The organism is Bacillus cereus group sp. MYBK245-2, assembly GCF_051916145.1.
GTDB lineage: Bacteria > Bacillota > Bacilli > Bacillales > Bacillaceae_G > Bacillus_A > Bacillus_A pacificus.
This window is the reverse complement of the sequence record NZ_JBQAGB010000009.1, coordinates 1-23481: the sequence shown is the minus strand read 5'-3', so window position 1 is coordinate 23481 and position 23481 is coordinate 1. Positions and strand designations below refer to the sequence as shown.

The following is a 23481-nucleotide window of genomic DNA, read 5'->3' as shown; positions in this document are numbered from 1 at the left end:
TTCCGAAAATTCATTCTTTTAACGCAACAATTTTGAATTGAATTTACACCTCATTTTTTCTTCAAAACCACAACTCCAATTACAATCCCAATCACAATTCCGATTACTAAATTATTTGTAAAATAACCTTGGACTACACCGATTACAACCCCTATACCGACGCCTATTGCCAAGGCATCATTGCTTTTTTTCTTTTTAGACAAAATAGCATCTCCTCTCATAATTTCTTCCAAAATAATATCTATTTACATGACTTCACTGTCTACTAATATATTCGCTATTTCACTTAATAATTTCCAAAAAATGTACTTTATTACTTATACTTTTCCACCACATAATCCTCTACTTAAGAAGAGATTTTAAAGTCGCTATTAAACAAACATATCGTTATTCATCGAAGAATTAAATCAATGAAATAAAAAAACAAGTTTTTGCGTCAGCTGGCGGCTCTTTCATTGTTCATATGTAATTTATTCAAACAAAAAACACACTTTGTATAATAAAGTGTGTTTTTTGTTTATCTTCTTTTTTGATGAAATCCTTGTGTAATGCGGTCTAATATAATCGCAATGACAACAATGGCTAGTCCGGCTTCAAATCCCATTCCGATATTAACTTGTGTTACAGAACGGTATACATCAACTCCAAGACCTGGAGCTCCTACAAGCGATGCTGTTACTACCATTGATAAAGAGAGCATAATACTTTGGTTCACACCAGCCATGATTGTTCCGGTTGCGAGTGGTAATTGTACTTTAAATAATTTTTGTGATGCGGTAGAGCCAAACGCATTCGCTGCTTCTATTAAATCTTCTGGAACTTGTCTAATTCCTAAGTCAGTAAAACGAATTGTCGGTGGCATTGCAAAGATTACTGATGCAATAATCCCAGGTACTACACCTACTCCAAAAAATGTAATCGCGGGAATAAGATATACGAAAGCCGGCATTGTTTGCATAAAATCTAATGTCGGTTTTAAAAATTTTGAAAACCGTTCATTTTGCGAAGCTAAAATACCAATTGGTATACCTACAATGATTGAAATAATAACAGATGTAAGTACAAGAGCTAATGTCTGCATCGTCTGTGCCCAGTAGTTAATATTTAAAATAAATAATAACCCGATCAGTGTAAAAATAACTAAAGATACTTTTCTCGTTGTGTACCAAATGAGGAAACACAAAATAATAATCAGCAATATAGCCGGTATTATTGTTAAAAAATTAGTGAGTAAATCAACGAATCCGCCGATAATATAAGAGAATCCTCGGAATAAGCCTTCAAAGTGCTCATATAAACTTGCAACAAATGAGTCGACCCATTCCCCTAAAGGAATACGTGGTATACTATTCATCGTCTTTCACCTCTTCCTCAATATTACCTGCAAGAGCTTGAATGACACTTTCACGTTTAATAATTCCTCTTAACCTTTTCTTTTCATCAATTACTGGTAACGGATATTTCATCTCCGCCATTTTCGCATACGTTTCTTCCAGTAAAGTATCTAAATACACGTGTGGGATATCGGTAAGTAATAAATCAGCAATTGGCCACTGTTTTTGAACTGCTTTACTCGCATCATCTGCCGTTAATATTCCTAAAAACTCATACTTTTTGTTAACAACATACACTGTAGAAACGCCGGCATTTCTCATAATTTGAAGTGCTACACGTGGTCCACGGTCAATTAATAACGTCTCTGGTCGTTTTAATATAGATTCCGCCGTTATTACTTTTCCTAAATTCACATCCGCCACGAATTTCTCTACAAATTCATTCGCAGGACTCATCATAATTTCTTCTGGCGTTCCAATTTGGACAACTTCTCCATCTTTCATTAACGCAATTCGATCACCAATTCGAAGGGCTTCATCTAAATCATGCGTAATAAAAATAATTGTTTTTTCCATTTTATCTTGTAATTCTAACAGTTCATCTTGCATTTCTTTTCGAATCAGTGGATCTAATGCACTAAATGACTCATCCATAAGTAAAACATCCGGATCATTCGTAAGCGCTCTCGCAATGCCGACACGCTGTTGCATACCACCACTCAGTTGACTTGGATAATTATCTTTATGATGGTCTAATCCAACTAACTTCAAGGACTCTAACGCTTTTCTCTCTCGTTCCTCTACTGGAACTCCTTGTATTTCCAACCCATATGCAACATTTTGCAAAACGGTACGATGAGGGAATAGAGCGAATTTCTGAAACACCATGCTCATCTTCGTTCTTCTCACTCTTCGCAACTCTTCTTTGCCCATCGTTGCGATATCTTCTCCATCTATGTATATATGCCCCGCTGTTGGTCTAATCAGTTGGTTTAACATACGAACTAACGTCGATTTCCCGCTACCAGACAATCCCATAATAACGAAAATTTCTCCCGTATATACTTCGAACGTCGCCTTTTTTACGCCAACGTTCATTCCTGTCTCTTTCAAAATTTCCGATTTACTTTTTCCTTCTTTTAATAAGGTAAGCGCTCTTTGCGGGTGTTTCCCAAATACTTTTGTTACGTTTTCAACACGTACCTTTGTATTATCCATGTCACTACTCCTTTTCTACCCATCTATTCACATAGTGTTGCGATTTTGCAAAGAAATATTACATAAAAATAACATTTATAAGATTTCTTTAAAATTCTCTTTTCCGTTCATAATAAGAATGCTTACTTATACATTTATTTAAAAAGCAAACGTTTCTTAGGAGGTTTTTAATGAGAAAGAAAATATGGCTCATATGCCTTGCATTATTTATTACTATGATTTTCTCTTCATGTAATGCAACAAATGCAAATTCGAAAGGAAAAATTAAACTAGGTGTAACAAGTTGGAAAGAAAACATTGCAACAGCAAACATGTGGAAAGTTCTATTAGAACAAAAAGGCTACAAAGTTGAGCTTATGTATTTAGAAAAAGCGGCAATTTGGACTGGTGTTGCTCGCGGTGATGTTGATGCTAATTTAGAAGTATGGCTACCCGTTACGGATAAACCACTAAATGATCGTTATAAAGATGATATTGTCTTAAAATCAAAATGGTATGAAGGAACCGGACTAGGTTTAGTTGTCCCTTCTTATGTAAAAAACATAAACAGCATTGAAGATCTAAATGCACATAAAGATGAACTAGATAATAAAATTGTCGGAATTGAACCTGGCAGCAGCCTAATGAATTTAACAAATAAGGCGATGAAGGAATATGATATTAAACTAAAACTTGTCCAATCTTCTGAAGCGGCGATGATGAGTGAACTAAAGAAAGCATATACGAAAAAGAAACCAATCGCTGTTACGCTTTGGAATCCGCATTGGGGCTTTTCAGAATTTGATTTAAAATATTTAAAAGACCCTAAGAAAGTATATGGTGAAAAAGATGACATTTATTACTCTGTTCGTAAAGGTTTCGAAAAAGATCATCCAGATATCATAAAATACTTTGACAAATGGAAAATGAACGATGAACAGCTCGGTACATTAATGGTCGAGTTAAATAAAACGAAAGATCCCGAAGAAGCGGCGCGAAAATGGATTAAAAAGAACCAAACGTTAGTTGATGAATGGATTAAAGATTAAAAAACCAGGCTAGAGAATGAGCATATTCTCTAGCCTGGTTTATGTTATTTTTTCTCAACGACCCCATCAACAATCCCATATTCTTTAGCTTCCTCTGCTGTCATAAAATAATCTCTTTCCGTATCATGTGCTATTTTTTCGATTGGCTGTCCTGTTCTATCAGCAATAATCTTATTAATGTCATGCTTTAATTTCAATATTCTTTTTGCTGTAATTTCGATTTCTGTTGCTTGCCCTTTTACACCGCCAAGTGGCTGATGAATCATGATTTCACTATTAGGAAGCGCGAATCTTTTTCCTTTTGCACCAGCTAATAGTAAAAGGGCACCAAATGATGCAGCTAAGCCCATACAAAGCGTTTGCACATCCGGTTTAATAAGATTCATTGTATCTAATATTGCAAATCCCGCTGTCGTTGAGCCACCAGGACTATTAATATACAGAAATATATCTTTCTCCGCATCTTCCGCTTCTAAAAATAATAATTGCGCTACTACACTGCTCGCAACCTGATCATTAATCTCTGAACCGATTATAATAATGCGGTCTTTCAATAACCTTGAATATATATCATAGGAACGTTCTCCTAATTTTGTTTGTTCTACTACATATGGAATTGCATTCATTTTAAATCCCTCCAATAATTTTTATGCCGCGCAAAGCATACAACTGTAGGAAGAGGATTGTTTCACATTAAATAATAAGACTGGCTGTTTAGATGGTAACTTAGTAAAATCTATTGTCGGAAGCAGTTTCGTTAATAATTCCGGTCTCTCCTCTCGAATAGACGTCACTACAACTTCCATATCATCTGTGAATTCAACTATCTCAATCCCTTCTTCACTTACAGTTTTCAACCTATTTCTACTCCGAAACAAAGAAGCTTTTACTGCCCCTTCCGATACGGAACATACTTTAGCAATATCAGCGATACTATATTGAAAAACATCCTTTAATAATAAAATCGTGGATTGCTGTACATTTAATGAAGATAATACTTTCCCTACCATTTCATGCAAATCTGCAATATTCTCTTGTGGCTCTTCAAAAGTGATTTGTTCTCTTATTTTTTCATGAACAGACTTAGATTTCATCTGATCTAACCAACGATTTCTTGCTATTTTATAGACGAGTGCCATACAAATATCTTTATTTCTATATTTTTGAAGTACTCTACACACTGTTTCTTGGGCGAGATCTTCCCCATCCCATTTGTTTTTCGTTAAAAAAGTACAGTATCTTTTTAACTCTCCATATTGCTCAATTAAAAAATTTATATTTGAATGATTCATATCGATATGATTCTTTAAAATATGAGTAACTTTTGTGCACAAAATAACCACTCCTTTTCAGCGCTTACTTAATTAACGATTCAACAAATAAAAAAGTTACGGGGCATATAAAAAAATTATGTTTATGTTCAATAATTCGCGGTCATAAATATGTTATGTACCATTTTACGTGAGGAGGAACAAATTTGCCAAAATTAACAATTGAAGGTACGGGAACTTTTGATGTACAAGAAGGCACAAAATTAGTATTAGCAATTGAAGACAACGGTGTAAACATACTCCATCGTTGCGGCGGAAAAGCACGTTGCACAACTTGTAGAGTAGAAATTATAGCAGGTGATTTTTGTGAAGCGAATGCAAATGAAAAAAATGCGATTACAGAAAAAGGGATTGAAGATCATTTACGATTATCTTGTCAAATGCGTGTACATAAGGATATAGTAGTTCGTCCGGTACTTACAGTTGAAAATTCAGGTCTTGATGCTGGACCACGCCCGGCGGAGTAAATCGATGAATTTAAAACAACTCGCTGGTGAATATGCTGCAACTTTCGTAAAAGATGGAATGAAGATTGGGCTTGGTACAGGTTCTACCGTATACTGGACGATAGAAAAATTAGGTGAACGTGTAAAAGAAGGACTATCATTTCAAGCCGTCCCGACATCAAAGGAAACGGAAGCATTGGCACAGCAGCTAAATATCCCACTAATTTCATTAAACGACATACAAAGTCTTAATCTTACAATTGATGGAGCGGATGAAATTGATTCAAATTTACACCTTATAAAAGGAGGCGGTGGCGCATTACTTCGTGAAAAAATCGTTGCCTCCTCCTCTAAAGAACTACTTATTATTGCTGATGAATCAAAACTTGTAACGCATTTAGGTACTTTTCCATTACCTGTTGAAATCATACCTTTTTCATGGAAACAAACCGAAAGTAAAATTCAATCTTTAGGTTGTCAAACAACGTTACGCTTAAAAAATAATGAAACATTTATAACCGATAATAATAACATGATTATTGATTGTGTATTCCCTCATAACATAACGAATCCTGCCAATTTACACAATCATTTAAAAATGATTACTGGTGTAGTTGAAACCGGATTGTTTGTTAATATGACTAGTAAGGCGATTATTGGAACAAACAACGGGATACAGGAATTATAATGGATGCTGACTCTTACAGTCAGCTTTTTATATTTCTCTTTACTACGTATCATTATGATATACTATGAAAATAAAAGTACATTACACTAGAAAGGGCTGAACAAATTGCACTCCAAACTCATAACAGAACTTACAGATTTAGAAACTGCCTTCTACATTCGAAAAGAAGTATTTGTAAAAGAACAAAATGTCCCTCTTGAAGACGAATTCGATACATTCGATGAAATTGGTGAGACATGTAAACATATTTTAGTTTATTATAATGAGCTTCCCGTTGGTACAGGTCGCATACGATTTGTTGATGGCACTGGTAAACTAGAACGTATTTGTATTTTAAAAGACTATCGCAAATATGGATTAGGAAAAGTAATTATTCAAGCGTTAGAAGAAATTGCTCGTAGCAAACAAGTTACAAAAGTGAAGCTACACGGTCAAACACAAGCTGAAGGATTTTATAAAAAATTAGACTATCAAACTTCTTCTGATATATTTATGGAAGATGGCATTCCGCATATACTTATGACGAAAATGTTATCATAATAAAAAGGGCAGTATATGAAACTACATTATGTATTCATATACTACCCTTTTTTATTAATAGAAAAATGAATTCTCAAGATGTCCTTTTGCATCAAAGCCCATTATCTCTTAGTTCATACCTTAGTAAAGCTTACACTGTTTTCCATAATGATAAAGCATAAATCCAGTTTGGATCCCCATTTCCTTTATAACTCTGGACTGCTTCATATACTTTTCCCTCGTGTAGAACTCTATCTCCCTTTTCATATGCTTTCTTTGCATCCCACTCTTCATATGAAGCGCTTTCAGTTTTTGTGGTGATTACGAATATATCACTCTGTACAGATTCATTTCCAGCTACATCAACAGCTTTCACTACATATTTATAAGTAGTATTAGGAAGTAAATTTTTATCCATATAAGAAGTTGTATTAGATGTTGCAATCTTTTTCATTGATCCTTCTTCTTCTCTATAAATATCGTAATGGTCCACACCAATGTTATCGTCAGAAGGACTCCACATTAGATCCACACTTGACGATGTTGTTCCCATACTATGTAATCCTTTTGGTTGTGTTGGTGCTTCTGTATCGGGAGCCTCAACTGCCGTTTTTACTGTAAGCTTTGCACTTTCTTTCGAAGCATTTCCAGCCGCGTCAATCGCTTTTACAGTATAAGAATATTCCGTGCTTGGTTGTAATTTTTTATCAATATAATGAGTGCCCGGTACTGTGTCAATCATCTCTCCGTTACGGAAGATTTGATATCCTTTTACCCCTACATTATCCGTAGAATTGTTCCAAGCTAGTTCTATACTATTCGCTGTTACTTTTTGGGCCTTAATTCCATTTGGAATACTTGGAGCCTCTGTATCTGGTTTTACGTCATTGATGAGATTAACATCAATAACATTATAGAATGCATTTGCTGTATCGGCTACATCCCATACTGCTAAAATCACATGATATCCACTACGATCAGTAGGTACATTGATTTTGTGAGTTAAATGATTTGAGGCTGCAGACCCATCATGTTGTACAGTTCCAATTGGTTCAAAATCTGCTCTTGTGAGCGCTTTATTTGGATTCCATCCTTTTTTTGTAATATAGTAATGCCATTTGCTCGTTAAGTGAGGCGCTGTATATTTCCACGTAAATGTATTTTCCCCGCCTGTAATTGTATTTTTAAACCAACGATCGGCTGTTTGTTGATCTAAAATACCACCAAACTTACCACCTGCAGAAGCGATTTGTCCATCAACTGGGCCACCTTGTGGGAATCCTTTTGGTGCTTCTAAGCTTTGCGGTTCATACATAACACTTCCGCAATTTACATTCAGTGCACCATAGGTTGGACTACATAAAGCAGATCGGCTGCCAGGCTTTTCAACAAAACCGTGCGCGTATGCGTTTTGAGGAATAAGTGTCGTGCCAATAATTCCAGCTGTTAATGCAACAGCTCCTAGACTTTTTTTGTTCATTTTCATGTTTTGTAGTTGTTTTAAAAATTGATTCTTCATGTTCCTGTCCCCTTCTTGTTATAATTCGTAGTGTAATGTGGGCTTCGATGTAAAAGAATAACAAGAGACAATCTTGTAACGATGTATGTGTTACTTATACATACACCGCAGTGAAAATATATTTCTTTTTATGTGAAATATTTCACTTAACGAATATATCATGACATAAAAATTAACAAAGTATGTGCAGAAGTTGTGCAGAAACTGTGAAAGCATTACTAACATGTAAAACTATGGCTAGAATTTATAAAACAAGATATTTAATCTTTCAAAACAATTGATTCTCCGCTTCATATAACAGAAAAGTGTCTATATCATTTCATATAGACACTCTTCTAATGTATAATATTCCATTTATTACTGACCTATAAATGTAAAAATCTCATTAGTAGCTTCCTTATAGCCACCAGATTTACGGAAAGACTCCTTCAAATGCAATGCAGCTTCTTTATATGATGGATTATTTAATACAAGTTCTACACTTTCACGTAGTTGTTCTACAGTTAATTCTTTCATAGATAACTTAATCCCAACTCCTAGATTCTCTACTTGCTTTGCAATTACTGGCTGATCTGCACTTTGCGGAATTACAATGAGTGGAATCCCGTTATTTAATCCTTCATGTGTACTGTTCATTCCGCCATGTGTAATAAACAACTTTGTATATGCAAGTAGTTTCGTTTGTGGCACATAATTTTTTACAATGAAGTTTTTAGGAATTTCACCTAAATCACTTATGTTCGTTTTATTACCAATAGACATCACAATTGTATGATCACTATTCTCGAACGCCTTCATACAAAGTTTATAAAAATCAAGCGCTTCATTAAAAACAGTGCCTAGCGAAATATAAATCGGGCTTTTTTCTTCAATTGAAGTAAAATCAAAGTCTTCATTTTTTACTTGTGAAGAAATAGATGGGCCTACAAATTTATATGTTTCATCAAACATATCACCAAAAGGTTGAAATTCTTTAATCGTATACACAATAGTGAGTGATGCTGGATTACAAAAAACTTCATATGGTGAGTTTATTTCTACATTATATTTTTCTGCAATTCCTTTTGTTAAGTTTTGAAAATCTTTATGTATTCTATTCTGAATTTCCAGTGGGATATTTTTAGAAAGGTGGTCTAACATTTGTTTAAATGATTTTTCATCTTGTGCAAAAGATGTACAGGAATTTATTGCTGGAAGCTTTAAAATTTGAGCAATTATACGGCCACAGCCAAACATCGAATCATGAATCATATAATCAAAATATTCTCCTTCAATTTGTTCAAGAACACTTGGTATAATAACATCTGCTGTATGTAGAAGGCCATTTATTCTTTCCTGCAAATAATTTCGGCCACCGGAAAGAAATGCTTTTATAAACCTTTGGTCGTCAATTGTTCTTACAATAGCCCCTGTTTTTTCAATACGTTCTCTGAAAGCTTCTATTGAAAAATAAACTACCTCTTCTCCGCGCGAAACTAATTCTTCTACAACTTGCAACGTTGGATTTATATGTCCTTCTGATCCAGCATTAATGAATAAAACACGTGCCACTTTAAACACTCCTTAATTTAAATCTTTTCTATTTTGTCATTAGGATTACAGGTATTTCCCATGCTCCCAGGTCTTATTATTCTTCTAAATGGACCTAGCGAGCCTAAACCCAAGGTCATCTATATAAAATGTAGGATGGCTACGTCGACGACAAGTCGCACCGCAACCTCTAGCTGCCTCAGCCCAACTACCACCTCGAAAAATCCGGTATGATCCATACACCTTTTCATCATACAAATCATAGCACCATTCCCAAACGTTCCCTAACATATCATACAGTCCCCATGCATTTGGTTCTTTTTTACCGATGTCTTGAATTTGTCCGTTTGAATTTTCATTATACCAAGCAATCTTTTTCAGTTCACCGTATATGTATCCATTAGTTCCTGCTTTACACGCATATTGCCACTCTGCTTCTGAAGGTAATCGGTACCCATTTGAATCTAAATTACAACTAACAATTTGACCACCGTCATTAATAGAATAATATTCTTTTAACCCCGCTTTTTTTGAAAGTAGATTACAAAACATAATGGCATCATTCCATGAGATATTTACAACTGGTTTGTTTTTATCTTTGGATAAATTTGATGTACGATTCGTAATCGCATCATACAATTCCATCGTTACAACATACTTTGCAAGAAGAAACGAATTAACTTGGACTTTCCATTCTTTCTTTATTCGATCATCTCTTAATTCTACTTTTCCTGCTGGAATTTTCACCATATTAGAATCAACTAGCCTAATAAATCTATCCAATTCTATACCCCCAGGTTATTTCTTTTTATAATCTAACCATTTATAGCATTGTACTTCTCTAAAAATAGTCTTACTTCATTTGTAGATTTTAAAATAATAACATCTTTATCCTTACTCAATTGATTTAACTTCTTTAAAATTGTAGGTCGCTTCGTCTTAGGATATTCCCATATCCATTTAAAAAATTGCAAATCAAATCTTTCCTTACATCCCGCGCCCATATCCGGTCTTGTTTTATTCCGATGTTGTATAACTCTTTTAAAAGCACGATAAGCACATATTGTTCTATGAATATCAAGAAAAATAATTGTATCAGCTGCGTTCATTCTTATATCCATTGTCCCACCATAATTCCCATCAATAATCCACTCATCTTCTTTAACTAATTCATTTTGAACCGTTCTTTGCTCCTCTTTCGGTACCCCTTCCCAATTCGGTTTCCAAAATAACGCATCAAGATGATGTACTTTAATATTTAATTTATTTCCTAACTGCCTTGCTAATGTAGATTTCCCCGAACCACCAGAACCTATTAATATTATTTTTTTCATATTTGTACACTACTTTCTATTAATTCTTCAATAGTTTCTTTATTAGCAAAAATCCAGAAAAACATCTCTTCATTTAACTTTAGTAAATCTGGTAACTGAACAAAATAAGTAATAAAGATAACTTGAATTGAAAGCATAACGTACCAAATGGCTTGTAGTTCTTCTCTCGTTAAAATACTTTGCTTATTATATCCTTCAAAGATTTTGCTAATGATATGTTGCCACTTCCCTCTTAATTCCTCATCACTATGTAACTCACTCAAAATACTTGTACAGCAATAACATAAATCAAATACTCTAACATTCCTTTCTAAAAGCTCAAAATCTATAAATCCTTGAAATTCATTATCTTTAAAAATCACATTCGATAAGTGCATATCGCGATGAATGATTTGTTTTCTTAAAGAGGTGATAGTTTTCTTAAAATCTGAATGTATTTGATTCATTTTTCGAACTACATCCTGATCAACATGCTCATTCTTTTGTAAATTAGGTAACGCCCATTCGTATACCAATGTATACAAATCTCTTTTTACTAACTCATTATTATTCACCGAATTAAGTGCTTGATGTAAATTAGCTATTCCTTCTCCAATTGTACTTCCTAGCTCCTTCAGATTTTCTGTATCTTTTATTTCAAGTACACTTCCAGCAATATATTCGTACAAACAATAATACTTCTCTTTATAAAATACATACTTTTTACTATTACTCGTTTTCACTAATTTTTGTACTTTAATCCCTTTTTCCTCAAGCTGTTCTAATACATGTATTTCAACTAATAGCTGTTTTATCGATCCCTTTTCCTTTAAAATATAGGATTTATTATTACAATGAATCTTTGTTACGTTTGCTTTTATTTCAATGGCTGTGACATCTTTATCTTCAAACCAAAAATTCACAATTTCCAATATATCCCCCATAATAAATACCCCCATTTAAAATCGCTTATTCTTCGTTAATATAAACTCAAAAAGAAATCCTACCCCAACACCAATTGTATAAGCCACCAAATCACTCCACAAAAATCCGTAACCTAACACAAGTCCACCTAAAGTCGTTGCACGAATACTATCTATCCATTCAGCATGATACAATTGGCTCACTTCAATCCCGTAGCAAAACATTAAACTAATAAAAGCCAATTTCTTCGTTTCTATTTTAGGAAATAAAAATCCAAATCCAATGAAAATCATTAACGCCCATAAAGCATCACCTAAATAATCATTTAATAGAGCCGGCAGCGCAAAAGCAAACTTTCTTGAACTAAGCCCTAAAATAATAACAAGAATAGTAAACATTACGTATAGTAATCTATTTCGTTTCGTATTCATTTCAAAACTCCTATTTCATCATTTAAAACTGCAAAATAGCTAGTAAAATATAATCATTTTACTAGCTATTTATTAACTGCTTTAACAATAAGAAAATGTGGATTTGTATTTAAATAATGATAAGATTTTCCATTTACTTCTTTCATCTTTTCAACGGGCCTCGGTTCAACCATTTTTTCTAACACAAAATAATTTGTTGTTTCATTAATAATGTCTTGAAGTGACCTTCTAAAAAATTCAACTTCTATTGTAATATTTGGTTTAATCCAAGTATCTACCAATAGTTGTTTTTCGAAATAATTTTTACAAGTAAACTTTGTAAAATCCATAAAAGGATGATGAATGGAGTATATAAATTCTCCACCTGGCTTCAATACGCGACGAAACTCCTGAAATACTTGATTCCAATTTTCTAAATAATGAAGGGTTAACGAACTTACAATTACATCAAAAGTATTGTCTTCAAACGGTAATATTTCTTGCAAGTCATGACAAAGAAACGTTGCTTTATCACCCATACTTTCCTTTGCAGCTTTTACCATTTCATAACTTACGTCAATTGCAGTAACATTTGCTCCACTTTCTACAAATTGAGAAGTATACCATCCAGCTGCACACCCAGCATCTAGCACGCTCTTCCCTTCTAATTTCTTTGGAATTATCTCCATCATCGCTGGTCTTTCATAATAGCTGTTATATGGATTTGCCACATCTAGATTTTCTTTATATGTACTCGCTAATTTATCATATGTATCTTTAATCGTGTCTTTCAATACACCCACCCCTTATACATATTAATCTAATAACTCTTGCTGCTTTTTCTTTGAAAATGACTGCAGAACTAAATCATACGACCAATCAATCATCTTATTAATTTGCACCTGTTCCACATCTTTATGTATATACACCGTATTCCAATGTTTTTTATTCATATGATACCCCGGAATGATTGTTTCTGGATACTCTTCTCTTAATCTTAGCGCAAGTTCTGGATCACATTTTAATGTTATTGCCGCTTTTTCGCCTTCTTCATGGTTCAATATCGCAAATATTTTATTATTAAGCCTCATACATGTTGCATTCCAACCATCAGGAGAATCTTCTGTCGCTTTTCTTTTCGATAAACAATACGCTCTTGTCGCAATCATTCTAATTGTCACCTCTTATTCTTTCACTATTTGATTACGATGCATCACAATTTGTTTCGTCGCTTGAAATTGCTGTTGACCATAAAACTTTATAAGTTTCTCTCCACAAAATAGGCTCACAATATTGATATGAGATATATCTTCAAGCAACATTGTAAGCATCTTCTCACCAATACCTTTATTTCTTACACTCTCATGCACAACAACATCTTCTATGTACGCTCGAAAAACACCATCAGACACAACTCTAGCAAATCCAATTAACTCATTTTCTTTCCATACCCCAATTGCTATACTGTTTTTTAACATTTTTTGAATATCGATTTCTTTTCTTTCTGGCCACCAACCGACAGAATCGTAAAGCCTCTTTAATTTTTCTGAACAGATTAGTTTCTCATCTTGTAATTTATATGTATACATTTTCTTTCTCCCATTTAACATGTTATAAATTATTATAAATGATTTTATAAATTTACAATATAGATTTTACAATTGCAATATAAACAATTCTCTAATACCTTTCCTATCTCCTCTATTAAGTTAGATTATTTTAAATTAATGAATTTATGGAAATACAAAACAACTAATAAAATATTTACCTATTAAACTTTGAATTACTTGTAAGAAATGGTAAAGTTAATAAGGTAAAAAATACATTAAGTGAGGCGATTTTTTGAAAAAGTTTAGTTTATTACTAACAGCATTTGTCATGATTTTAACATTGTTCATTCCAAATCTTACAAGTGCTAAAGCTTTCCCAGATGTCCAATCTAATCATTGGGCAATTAAGGAAATTAACTATTTATCGGATAAAGGTATCATTAATGGTACGCCAGAAGGAACTTTTAAACCGGGTGATGATGTAACTCGTGGACAAATGGCCTTAATGCTAGATTTATCATTAAAATTAGAAAAACCATCTAGCTATAATCATATTTTTTCCGATGTAGCCAAAGGTATCTATTACTATGATTCTGTACATAAGTTAGCACATAATAACATTGTACAACGTGAAACAAACTATTTCCCTGACCGTTCATTAACTCGTGCAGAAATGGCAGTAGTTTTAGTTAAAACTTTTAATTTGCAACCTACAGGTGCAGACGTCAATTTCCCTGATGTTCCATCTACTCATTGGGGTTACAATTTTGTCAAAATTTTAGCTCAAAATAATATTACAGCTGGGTTTCCTGATGGTACATTTGGTCCAGACGTAAAAGTAACTCGTGAACAGTTCGCTGCATTTTTAGCTCGTGTATTAGAACCTAGTTTCCGTCCGGCTCTTCCTAAGCCTAAAGGAGAGTTAGAAGTTCATTATATAAATGTCGGACAAGGTGATGCGACGTTTATTAAATCTCCAAGTGGAGAAACGATTCTTATTGATGGCGGAAATAACGGGAAAGGTAAAGTAGTAGCAAACTATTTAAAAGGATTAGGATTCCAAACTATCGATTATATGATTGCCACCCATCCTGATGCTGATCATGTAGGTGGATTAGATGAAGTACTTTATGCTATGAACGTAAAAAACGTTTACGCACCTAAAGTAAGTCATACGACACAAACGTTTAAAGACTTTTTAACTGCAGTAGCTAACAAAGGGTTAACTATTAAAGAAGCGAAGTCTGGAGTAACTTTACCAATCAATGGTTTAAACTCACAATTTTTAGCTCCTGTTAAAGAATACGGTAACGATCTAAATGAGTGGAGTGCGGTATTAAAAGTAACACATGGCAACAAATCTTTCTTATTTACTGGTGATGCTGAATCTAAAAGTGAAAAAGATATGGTTGCAACGTATGGTTCCGGCCTAAAATCCGATGTATTAAAACCTGGCCATCACGGAAGTAAGACATCTTCTTCTCAGCTATTTTTAGATGCAGTGAAACCAAGTATCGCTGTAATCAGTGCAGGTGCAGGTAACCGATATGGCCATCCTACTCAGGAAACTTTAGCAAAGTTAAATGCAATGTCTGTTAAAGTATATAGAACTGATTTAAATGGAACTGTAATTATTACTAGTGATGGTTCTAACATTTCTGTAAGAACGGAGAGATAATTATGAAGAGAGGTATTATTGACCGTTTTGAAGGCGAACTAGCAGTTATTGAAGTGAATAACGTAACAATTGATGTACCTAAATCCAAACTCCCTTCCACTGCAAAAGAGGGTGATGTTCTTATAATAGAGGATGATACGTATACAATTGATAAGGATGAAACAGATAAAAGAAGACGTGAAATACAAGATTTAATGAATAAGCTATTTGAATAGTAAAAAAAGAAAATCCTTGTAATACGAATCGAACTATTTCTTCGCATAATTGCATCAGATTGATTAGTTTCTATAAACTAAAAAAAGCATCGCCTTATTGGCGATGCTTTTAAAAAACACTTTTCTCGCAAAACACGAATACTATAACCTCTTCTCTAAAAAGTGTTGACTATGCCCTTTCGGATGATCTTCAACAACACCATATTCTCGGTAGCCATGCTTTTTATAAAACTCTGGCGCTTGAAAACTAAATGAATCTAATAATATTAATCTACAACCTTTTTCCTTCGCAATATCTTCAATTTTATGTAATAGTTGACTACCATAACCATCATGACGAACTGATTCATCAACCCATAAAAAATCTATATGAAGATGATAAAAATACATCGTTCCTGTTACCCCGCCAAAGATTTTCCCAGCCTCATCTTTCAGAACAAAACTTACTTGTTCCATCGGCTGTTTTGCTTCATCTGTTAAAATAGACATGTTATATTGAATGACTTTATTCTTTATATATTCTCCTTCTATGCGAGTACCATTCTCTATGCGTTTCATATATCTCTTCCTTTCAACTTAGTAAGCTACCTCTCATTTTTACTTTTCCTTTTTAAAATACTAATAAATACGAAACCACCATAAATAACAAAGCATGAAAAGCCAATTATACCTGGTACAGAAACATAGCCTATTCTTATGTAACTTATAACTGCAAAACAAGCGATAGACAGTAAAATAGATGGCCAAAATAAAAGAGCTGTTTTTCTTCGTCTCTCTTTCTTCTTAGAAACACGTGTACCAAAAAGTAATACAATACAAATGAGGATCGCTGCAAAATAAATAGTATCTAATGACAAATTGTGATCGTATAGTGCGATACCCACTTCAAGAGCAATAATCGTTACAATTAACATAATGATTGTTGATGTCTTTAAGTTTCTTTTCAATTACTCACTCCTAGCATGCTTTCACTATATTCTTTGTATATGTACTTCAAAGCTACTGCAAAAGCTTCATCTACCTCTTTATTTTCACGTCGATTAGGTAAATCTTTTCCCCCAATAACATAAAGAAACGGGAATTCGTTAAATATTCCTATTATACCAATATTTATTGTAGCTGTAGATAATCCACCTGTCATATGAGCTAAGTGATATGAATGTATTCCTTCATATTCACCTTGCTGTCTTACCATGCCGCTAATAATTGGTTCCCATAATTCTGCTTCTGATTTATAACCTTGAAAAATATGTACTAAAAGTGAAAGAACTTCATTTAATTCTCCAACATTTTTCTCATCTCTAGCGTCCTCTTGTATATGAATTTTTGAAAAATACGTTTGGACATACATTTTCACAGCATCCCATCCACCACAGTACATTACAACTGACTGTGCAACGTAATTATCATGACATGCTATCATCACTTCTACTGCTTTACTAAGTGTTAAATTCCTTCTTCCTTGTAAATGTGGATACAACTGCGCACTATCTTCATTTGGATTAAATTTAACATGATGAAGTATATCATGCCAATTACGTTTATTTTCCTTCACCATTTGCGCTACTACAAATCCGATTACTACTTTTGCTGCCGATGCTAACGGAATATTTATTTCACTATTATATGAAGCAACTATACGATTGCTTTTTGTAGAATAAATAGCTATTCCAACATGATCAGATTGTATCTCTTTCATTTTTTGAATGACAGTTTCCATTTTCATTCCTCATTTCATATCGTTTTATCACCTTTAATCATTCAATATAGAATGTAAAAACCCCTTTTTTGCAGATTAAATAGGCTTTTACAATAAAAAAAGGTAGCATGAATTACTCCTTGCTACCTAAAAGATACATGTTTACAAAAAATCTCTATTCTTCTAAAGGATTTTTAGGACCATTAAGCTCCAATTGATAAAAAGCTAAATCTAGCCATTTATTAAACTTATAACCAGCCTTTTTAATCGTCCCTGCATGAACAAATCCATAGTTTTCATGTAAAGCAATACTTTTCTCATTTTCCGCATCAATTCCAGCAATTAAAGTCATATATTCTCTTTCTTTTGCAATTGTGATTAATGCCTTCAGTAAAAAAGTTCCAATTCCATTTTTTCTATACTTCTTATGAACATACACTGAATGCTCAATTGAGTATTTATAAGCTGGCCAAGCTCTAAACGGACCAAATGTTGCAAATCCTACTACTTTATTATCTAGTTCGTATACAAAAATCGGATAACCATCAGCCTTTTTTTGTTCATACCAATCTATTCTATTTTCAAGGGTTACGGGTTTATACGTATATACAGCAGTTGTATTCAGTATCGCATCATTATAAATATCTAAAATGTATATTACATCTTTTTCCGTTGCTTCCCTTATCATCGTTTTCTTCCTTTCATATACGTTCTCTTTTTAACTACCTATTTGTTACACGAACACTAGCTTTTCGAAAGCCATCATAAATGTTTAATGCAGCAGATAAAACGTAAATGAGAATACCCCCACTAATTAGCCACTTTTTAAGTTCTTCCGGAGAAATAGTGAACACATTTGCCACAAACGTAATAAATCCATCGGTAAATATGTGCGGATTTACTACAATTATAATAAATACTATCGTTCCAGCTATTTGGAGAATAGCATTCCCGATTGCCAATCTTTTCGTCCATTGTCCCTGTACTAACTTATAAAGAGATATAGCTATTTCAAAAACAATTATCATCACAACGATTGGCCAATACTGAAGTAACACATCTTGATTAAACGTTGGCGCGACAAACTTCAATCCACTTCCCGTACCACTGTATACGCCAACGAGATGATTCGCATAAAAATAAAGTGTAGCCCATATTGCCGTCCACATTAACCCTCCAAAAACTTCAAACTTGGAGATTGCTTTTTTCTTCGGAATGTGCGAAATGTTTTTCAAATCATCTGGCGTCCACTTTTTTAAACTTGTCGTCAACGGCTCGGTATCTTTGTTTTTATCCGTTCTTTCTAAAATAGCAAATACGAGTGTTAACCAGAAAAATACATGGAGGGCTACTTCAAAAATTTCTCCAATGCCTTTACCTATTACTTGTAAAATAACATTTAATACTGCTTGATCACCAGTATAACTTAAAAAATTTTCTGCAACCATTGCAATGAGTGCAATAACAACTGCAATTGGAATGATCATTTTTAATAATGTCGTATATACATCAAAATAACGCGGTCCAATTAAATGCATCGGTCTATCCAAATATCCATTAGCTAATGAAACCGGACTCCCCAATTTTTCAAGAACCCTTTTTTCATCATCTTCATTATAATCATCAGGCAACATATCCTCAATTGTTGACCGTAGCTCAAGAATAATATCTTCACGATTTTTTTCAGGTAATCTCTTCGCTACTTCCTCGACATAAATATCAATCAAATTCATTCTTGTCCTCCTCCTTTAATAAGTTATAAAGTTCTTTCGAATCCTTTATCCATTCCTTTCTCAACTGCTGGAATATTTCTAATCCGTATTCAGTTAAAACATAATATTTACGAGGTCTACTCTCTGTTTTATCCCAACTACTCGTCACTAGCTCTTGCTTTTCTAACCGGCGAAGTAGTGGATATAAAGTACTTTGATCGATTACGATTCCTGATTTCTCTAATAATTGGACAAGTGAATATCCATACTGCGGCGTTCTTAATTGGCTTAAAACTGCTAATGTTAATGTACCTCTTCTTAGTTCAGTAATTAACGAATTTAATAAAGCATCCATGTATTCACCTCATTTTCATTACTATATGTCATACAGTATATGTTTTATACTATGTGTCGTACAGTATTAGTGTGACAAAAACAACAATATTTCACCAAAAAACGGATAATAAAAAGCACAAATTTGTAATTTGTGCTTTTCTAGCTTACTTATAACACGCTTAACTTTGTAACTCTGGTAATATAAATTCCCCTTTTTCCTTAAGCAATGGAACAACATCTATAATTGCATCTATATTAATTGCTCCGTAAACATGCGGATACTTTTGACCATTTGAGGCAAGTTCATATTTTATTTCTGCTTTTACTAAGGATAAATCAATTGTCAGTAATAAAACATCTTCTTCATGAATGAAATATTTTTCCGCAACGTTTAAGGCTTGCTCTAAAACTGAACAGTGTATAAATCCCTCTTCTTTTAGTGAAACTTCATTAATCTCTCCATTTATCTTTGCGATTTCCCAGTTTCTCTTTGTTATTACTTTTGTAATCATAGTTATTCTCTCCCCGTACCTTTATATGGAAAAACAAGAGGTCCTTCTTTTTGTTACTAGAAAAGCCTCTTGCGTTTCATTTTTATTTTAATCCGTTAATTAAAGGCGATGCTTCCCCACTATGGAAAATCCATAAATCATGAAGTGATCTCGTACATCCGACATATAATAACTTTGCATCGTGTTTCGTATTTTTATAATGTTCTTCATCAACATCAATGAGTAGAACAGCATCAAATTCTAACCCTTTCGCCAAGTATACAGGTACTACTGAAATACCACCTTCATATTTACTTTGATCTGCTTCAATGACGTTTACAGCTACTCTTGCCTTTGTTAATTTCTCATATATATCGCGACATTCATCGTCTGTTCTTCCTATTACCGCAATTGTTTTCACATCATCATTTTGTAAATGTTTTAACGTCTTCATAATCTCATTAAATTGATCTTCTGCTTGAATTACTTTGACCTCTTCACCACTACGAAAAACTGGTGTCGCAAGCCCTACTGGAATCTCAGCGTTTTTAATTATTTCGTTCGCAAATTCAATAATTTCTTTTGTAGAACGATAGCTCCTCGTCAGTTCATAATAGCCTGTTTCTTGGAATACTTCCTTAAAAGCACTCCAATCTTCAATCCCTTGGTAATCATAAATCGCTTGAGATAAATCACCTAATATAGTAAAAGAATTACCTAATGTAATTTCTTTCAATACATAAACTTGAAAAGGCGAGAAATCTTGCGCTTCATCGATAACGACGTGATGAAACTTTTGTCCAATTTCAATACCTGTGATGCGGTGATGTATGTATATTAAAGCAGGTAAATCTTCTACATACACTTCTTTTTTACGACAATTCTTTTCTGTTTCTTTAACAAGTTCTTCAGGTAATACTTCGAGTATTTCCTTACTTTTTAATATTGAACTATACAGTGAAAGAGCACTCATTTTCGGCCAAAACTTCATGTAAGTGTTCAGTCTTTTAGTTGCTTCTTTTTTGAGTAATTTTTTCTCGTTTGTTTCTCCATACTTTTTCAGTTCAATTTCAATCCAGCGTTTCATTCGGCCGACTAGACGTTCTCTTCTTTTCTTTAATGGATAGTGTTTATATTCGACTTGCATCCACTTTTTAATATCTTCCACTGGAATAACAGCTTTATCCCATGCCTCAAAATTACTTGTTGGTACTAGTTCTTTTTCAATTTGAAACATTTGCTCTTCAATAAAGGACTTAAATTCTAGCGTACCTTTTAATTTACCAAGCATAACCTTTCTTTCATCACGATTAATAGAAAATGCTTCTTTCAACTTTTCTTCTGTCTGCTTCAGTTTCACCGGATCATCTAACGTACGTAATGCCCAGTCCGGAAATGTTGTTTGACTAATATTCCCTACACCTAATTCAGGAAGTACACTCGAAATATAGTCTAAAAACAGACTATTCGGAGCGAAAACAATCATTCGCTCCGCTTCTAATTGCTCACGATATTCATAAATTAAAAAAGCAAGGCGATGTAAAGCGATCGTTGTTTTACCGCTTCCTGCAACCCCTTGAATAAGTAATGGTAAGTTTCTTTCCGCACGAATAATATCATTTTGCTCCGATTGTATCGTCGAAACAATATCCTTTAGTTTATTATCTTTATTCTCACCTAATCGATATAGAAGAAAATCATCAGCATGCGAGACATCTTCATTTCCTTTTACATATGTATCAACAACACGTTCTAATTCTCTTTTTCGAATAGAGATGTTTCGCTTTAAATAAACATCACCTTCTACTAATCCGTCTGGTGATTGATAAAACGCTAATTCATCACCGCCGGTAAATGAATAAAACATACTTGCGACAGGTGCCCGCCAATCAATTACAATTGGTTTCATCGTATCTTTATCTGAAACACCTACCTTACCGATGTAGATTGGCATAACTTCTTCCTTGCCATCCTCTTGAAAATCTAATCTTCCAAAGTACGGTTCTTGTACACCAATACGTAAGTTTTGTCTATTAGACTCCCTCATACTTTCAAGAATTTGCTCTTTAAAATCATCGCCATAATAAACTGGAATTTTTTCAAGCTGTTCTAATTGATCATCCATCGTACGTAATGTATCTTTCATTTTTTGTAACTCTTCTTCAAAAATGTTGTTCATTAGATGATTCCCTCCTGTCCGTTCTAATTTTTCAGTCGAAATATAATTGTATTAAAAATCCAATTATAAAGTCAAGGACTTAATTTGTTTTTTCTGAAAAAACTTACTTTTCACCTTTCTAATATTGAAATTCAAATGATATTTTTACATGATAAGAATATATAACATCTAAAACATACAACTACACATATAATAAAGTGATTTATACAAAAGCTGCTATTTTCTATTGATAAAAGGACTTTATACTATCTAACTAAGTTCCCCTTACATACTCTCCAGCTTCTTTTCTAGATATCTATTATTTCATTTATAAAATAACTAAAATCACAAAAACAAAAATAAAAGTAAAGGAGTCTATTCAAAATGACTGCTACCAAAAGAAAACCCATTAAGTTACATTTACTTATTTTTGTGTTCATTGTATTGGCAAGTGGCTGGATTGGCGTAATTCTAGATTCTTTTCTAACAGATCAGCCTGAAGGAAACTCTTTAGGCATGGGACTGTGGCTAATATTACCTTTCCTCTCATGTATTTTCCTTAGAGTTATTAGCCGAGATTGGAATGATTTTGGTATAAAACTAAATTTGAAGGCAAACTTTAAATGGTACTTCGTTGCGATACTAATTTATCCGTTCGTTACAGTAATAACGATAAGTTTAGCACTTATTTTTGGAGTAGCTAACATAACTAGTTTTGAAATATATTCGTTATTGTCACTCATATTCATGTCTACTATTGGTAACTTTATTAAAAATATTTTTGAAGAGTTTTCATGGCGCGGTTATTTAACTCCTAAGCTCATTGAAATAAAGTTAAACGATTGGTTTATTTATATTATTTCTGGTTTAGTTTGGGCTCTTTGGCATGCCGCTTATTATTTAGTCTTTTTACCAAATGAATATTTTGAATCTATTTCAAGGTTACATATGCTTTTATCAGGCTGTATACTTATGGTTTCTTGGTCTATTATGTATGTTGAAATATATAGACTTACAAAGTCAGTATGGCCATGCGTTATCATGCATGCAATTGAAGATGCCGTTCCTACTGTTTTAGTTACAATAACAGGGATCATTACACTTACTAACAGCAGTGATTTTTGGTTAAACCCTATTAGCGGAGTCGTTGCTACTATTATATTTCTTGGAATTGGGATTGTACTAAGATCTATAAGAATAAAAAAAGAACGACAATTAAATACGAAAGATAATCAATTATTCACACTATAGAAGCAAAAAGAGTAAGGAATTATGAACTGCACCCCAATTGTTAGACACAGTCTAACAATTGGAGGTGCAGTTTTTCTATGGCTAAATTTACAGCTGATGAAAAAATACAAATCGTTTTACGTTATTTAAAC

General features: G+C 33.4%; 29 protein-coding genes. 7 read left to right on the top strand and 22 right to left on the bottom strand.

Annotation, left to right across the window (positions count from 1 at the left end):
- Positions 1-50 precede the first annotated feature (50 nt).
- The 3 genes from ACTFRN_RS15830 to ACTFRN_RS15820 form a co-directional block, all read right to left on the bottom strand.
- The gene (locus tag ACTFRN_RS15830) at positions 51-221 is read right to left on the bottom strand and encodes a hypothetical protein (protein ID WP_001992228.1); all 171 of its coding nucleotides are present in this window, start codon (positions 219-221) and stop codon (positions 51-53) included.
- A gap of 296 nt (positions 222-517) precedes the next feature.
- Entirely contained in the window at positions 518-1354 is an 837-nt protein-coding gene (locus ACTFRN_RS15825; RefSeq protein WP_001084758.1) for an ABC transporter permease, read from the bottom strand.
- Positions 1347-2552, bottom strand: coding sequence for a quaternary amine ABC transporter ATP-binding protein (locus ACTFRN_RS15820; protein ID WP_000370623.1), 1206 nt, complete (start codon positions 2550-2552; stop codon positions 1347-1349). Before ACTFRN_RS15820 ends, ACTFRN_RS15825 begins: the two co-directional genes overlap by 8 nt.
- 170 nt (positions 2553-2722) lie before the next feature.
- Here ACTFRN_RS15820 and ACTFRN_RS15815 point away from each other — a divergent pair, with 170 nt between their 5' ends.
- Positions 2723-3580 (top strand): glycine betaine ABC transporter substrate-binding protein, encoded by an 858-nt coding sequence (locus ACTFRN_RS15815; protein ID WP_001227648.1) that lies wholly within the window; start codon positions 2723-2725, stop codon positions 3578-3580.
- 44 nt (positions 3581-3624) lie between these two features.
- On the opposite strand, the gene clpP is transcribed toward ACTFRN_RS15815, so the two are convergent.
- Positions 3625-4206, bottom strand: a complete 582-nt coding sequence (gene clpP, locus ACTFRN_RS15810) for an ATP-dependent Clp endopeptidase proteolytic subunit ClpP (RefSeq protein ID WP_001992188.1) — start codon at positions 4204-4206, stop codon at positions 3625-3627.
- A gap of 21 nt (positions 4207-4227) precedes the next feature.
- Positions 4228-4914 carry an RNA polymerase subunit sigma-70 gene (locus ACTFRN_RS15805; protein WP_049111461.1) on the bottom strand — a complete coding sequence of 229 codons (687 nt, stop codon included), beginning with the start codon at positions 4912-4914 and terminating at the stop codon, positions 4228-4230.
- Between the two features lie 143 nt (positions 4915-5057).
- Here ACTFRN_RS15805 and ACTFRN_RS15800 point away from each other — a divergent pair, with 143 nt between their 5' ends.
- From ACTFRN_RS15800 to ACTFRN_RS15790, 3 genes are all read left to right on the top strand, one after another.
- Positions 5058-5378: a 2Fe-2S iron-sulfur cluster-binding protein gene (locus ACTFRN_RS15800; protein ID WP_049111462.1), complete on the top strand. Its 321-nt coding sequence runs from the start codon at positions 5058-5060 to the stop codon at positions 5376-5378.
- Positions 5379-5382: 4 nt separating this feature from the next.
- Positions 5383-6045, top strand: coding sequence for a ribose-5-phosphate isomerase RpiA (rpiA, locus tag ACTFRN_RS15795; RefSeq protein WP_049111464.1), 663 nt, complete (start codon positions 5383-5385; stop codon positions 6043-6045).
- A gap of 105 nt (positions 6046-6150) precedes the next feature.
- Complete coding sequence (locus ACTFRN_RS15790) at positions 6151-6585, top strand: GNAT family N-acetyltransferase (RefSeq protein WP_014893650.1); 435 nt, start codon at positions 6151-6153, stop codon at positions 6583-6585.
- Positions 6586-6715: 130 nt separating this feature from the next.
- On the opposite strand, the gene ACTFRN_RS15785 is transcribed toward ACTFRN_RS15790, so the two are convergent.
- From ACTFRN_RS15785 to ACTFRN_RS15745, 9 genes are all read right to left on the bottom strand, one after another.
- A complete protein-coding gene (locus ACTFRN_RS15785) occupies positions 6716-8083 on the bottom strand; it encodes a lytic polysaccharide monooxygenase (protein WP_088106748.1) in 1368 nt (455 codons plus the stop codon).
- A gap of 357 nt (positions 8084-8440) precedes the next feature.
- Positions 8441-9634, bottom strand: coding sequence for a macrolide family glycosyltransferase (locus ACTFRN_RS15780; RefSeq protein WP_088106747.1), 1194 nt, complete (start codon positions 9632-9634; stop codon positions 8441-8443).
- A gap of 84 nt (positions 9635-9718) precedes the next feature.
- Positions 9719-10363, bottom strand: coding sequence for a formylglycine-generating enzyme family protein (locus tag ACTFRN_RS15775; RefSeq protein WP_049111478.1), 645 nt, complete (start codon positions 10361-10363; stop codon positions 9719-9721).
- A 65-nt stretch (positions 10364-10428) separates the two neighbouring features.
- Complete coding sequence (locus ACTFRN_RS15770; protein WP_074567967.1) at positions 10429-10947, bottom strand: DNA topology modulation protein; 519 nt, start codon at positions 10945-10947, stop codon at positions 10429-10431.
- The gene (locus ACTFRN_RS15765) at positions 10944-11870 is read right to left on the bottom strand and encodes a phosphotransferase enzyme family protein (protein ID WP_074567966.1); all 927 of its coding nucleotides are present in this window, start codon (positions 11868-11870) and stop codon (positions 10944-10946) included. Before ACTFRN_RS15765 ends, ACTFRN_RS15770 begins: the two co-directional genes overlap by 4 nt.
- Positions 11871-11885: 15 nt before the next feature.
- Positions 11886-12281, bottom strand: coding sequence for a DUF2809 domain-containing protein (locus ACTFRN_RS15760; RefSeq protein ID WP_074567965.1), 396 nt, complete (start codon positions 12279-12281; stop codon positions 11886-11888).
- Positions 12282-12346: 65 nt separating this feature from the next.
- The gene (locus tag ACTFRN_RS15755; RefSeq protein ID WP_088106746.1) at positions 12347-13054 is read right to left on the bottom strand and encodes a class I SAM-dependent methyltransferase; all 708 of its coding nucleotides are present in this window, start codon (positions 13052-13054) and stop codon (positions 12347-12349) included.
- Positions 13055-13075: 21 nt separating this feature from the next.
- Positions 13076-13429, bottom strand: a complete 354-nt coding sequence (locus ACTFRN_RS15750; protein WP_000562184.1) for an MmcQ/YjbR family DNA-binding protein — start codon at positions 13427-13429, stop codon at positions 13076-13078.
- 15 nt (positions 13430-13444) lie between these two features.
- Positions 13445-13849, bottom strand: coding sequence for a GNAT family N-acetyltransferase (locus ACTFRN_RS15745; protein ID WP_074567963.1), 405 nt, complete (start codon positions 13847-13849; stop codon positions 13445-13447).
- 253 nt (positions 13850-14102) lie between these two features.
- Between ACTFRN_RS15745 and ACTFRN_RS15740 the strand changes: the two genes are divergently transcribed.
- Both ACTFRN_RS15740 and ACTFRN_RS15735 read left to right on the top strand, forming a co-directional pair.
- Entirely contained in the window at positions 14103-15488 is a 1386-nt protein-coding gene (locus tag ACTFRN_RS15740) for an S-layer homology domain-containing protein (protein ID WP_014893649.1), read from the top strand.
- 2 nt (positions 15489-15490) lie between these two features.
- Positions 15491-15703, top strand: coding sequence for a DUF3006 domain-containing protein (locus ACTFRN_RS15735; RefSeq protein WP_000820164.1), 213 nt, complete (start codon positions 15491-15493; stop codon positions 15701-15703).
- A gap of 141 nt (positions 15704-15844) precedes the next feature.
- On the opposite strand, the gene ACTFRN_RS15730 is transcribed toward ACTFRN_RS15735, so the two are convergent.
- The 8 genes from ACTFRN_RS15730 to ACTFRN_RS15695 all read right to left on the bottom strand — a co-directional run bounded on the left by ACTFRN_RS15730 (position 15845) and on the right by ACTFRN_RS15695 (position 22120).
- Positions 15845-16261: a GNAT family N-acetyltransferase gene (locus ACTFRN_RS15730; RefSeq protein ID WP_074567962.1), complete on the bottom strand. Its 417-nt coding sequence runs from the start codon at positions 16259-16261 to the stop codon at positions 15845-15847.
- Between the two features lie 26 nt (positions 16262-16287).
- Complete coding sequence (locus ACTFRN_RS15725; RefSeq protein WP_088106745.1) at positions 16288-16650, bottom strand: hypothetical protein; 363 nt, start codon at positions 16648-16650, stop codon at positions 16288-16290.
- Positions 16647-17423 (bottom strand): serine hydrolase, encoded by a 777-nt coding sequence (locus tag ACTFRN_RS15720; RefSeq protein WP_088106744.1) that lies wholly within the window; start codon positions 17421-17423, stop codon positions 16647-16649. Before ACTFRN_RS15720 ends, ACTFRN_RS15725 begins: the two co-directional genes overlap by 4 nt.
- 154 nt (positions 17424-17577) lie before the next feature.
- On the bottom strand, positions 17578-18090 hold the full coding sequence (locus tag ACTFRN_RS15715; protein WP_000617503.1) for a GNAT family N-acetyltransferase: 513 nt from the start codon (positions 18088-18090) through the stop codon (positions 17578-17580).
- 34 nt (positions 18091-18124) lie between these two features.
- Positions 18125-19135 carry an HAAS signaling domain-containing protein gene (locus ACTFRN_RS15710; RefSeq protein WP_001048849.1) on the bottom strand — a complete coding sequence of 337 codons (1011 nt, stop codon included), beginning with the start codon at positions 19133-19135 and terminating at the stop codon, positions 18125-18127.
- The gene (locus ACTFRN_RS15705; protein ID WP_000339349.1) at positions 19122-19469 is read right to left on the bottom strand and encodes a PadR family transcriptional regulator; all 348 of its coding nucleotides are present in this window, start codon (positions 19467-19469) and stop codon (positions 19122-19124) included. Before ACTFRN_RS15705 ends, ACTFRN_RS15710 begins: the two co-directional genes overlap by 14 nt.
- Positions 19470-19629: 160 nt before the next feature.
- Positions 19630-19962: a DUF952 domain-containing protein gene (locus ACTFRN_RS15700; protein WP_000629063.1), complete on the bottom strand. Its 333-nt coding sequence runs from the start codon at positions 19960-19962 to the stop codon at positions 19630-19632.
- Between the two features lie 82 nt (positions 19963-20044).
- Positions 20045-22120, bottom strand: a complete 2076-nt coding sequence (locus ACTFRN_RS15695) for a HelD family protein (protein ID WP_001059509.1) — start codon at positions 22118-22120, stop codon at positions 20045-20047.
- A 363-nt stretch (positions 22121-22483) separates the two neighbouring features.
- Between ACTFRN_RS15695 and ACTFRN_RS15690 the strand changes: the two genes are divergently transcribed.
- Positions 22484-23350, top strand: a complete 867-nt coding sequence (locus ACTFRN_RS15690; protein WP_000127491.1) for a CPBP family glutamic-type intramembrane protease — start codon at positions 22484-22486, stop codon at positions 23348-23350.
- Positions 23351-23481 lie beyond the last annotated feature (131 nt).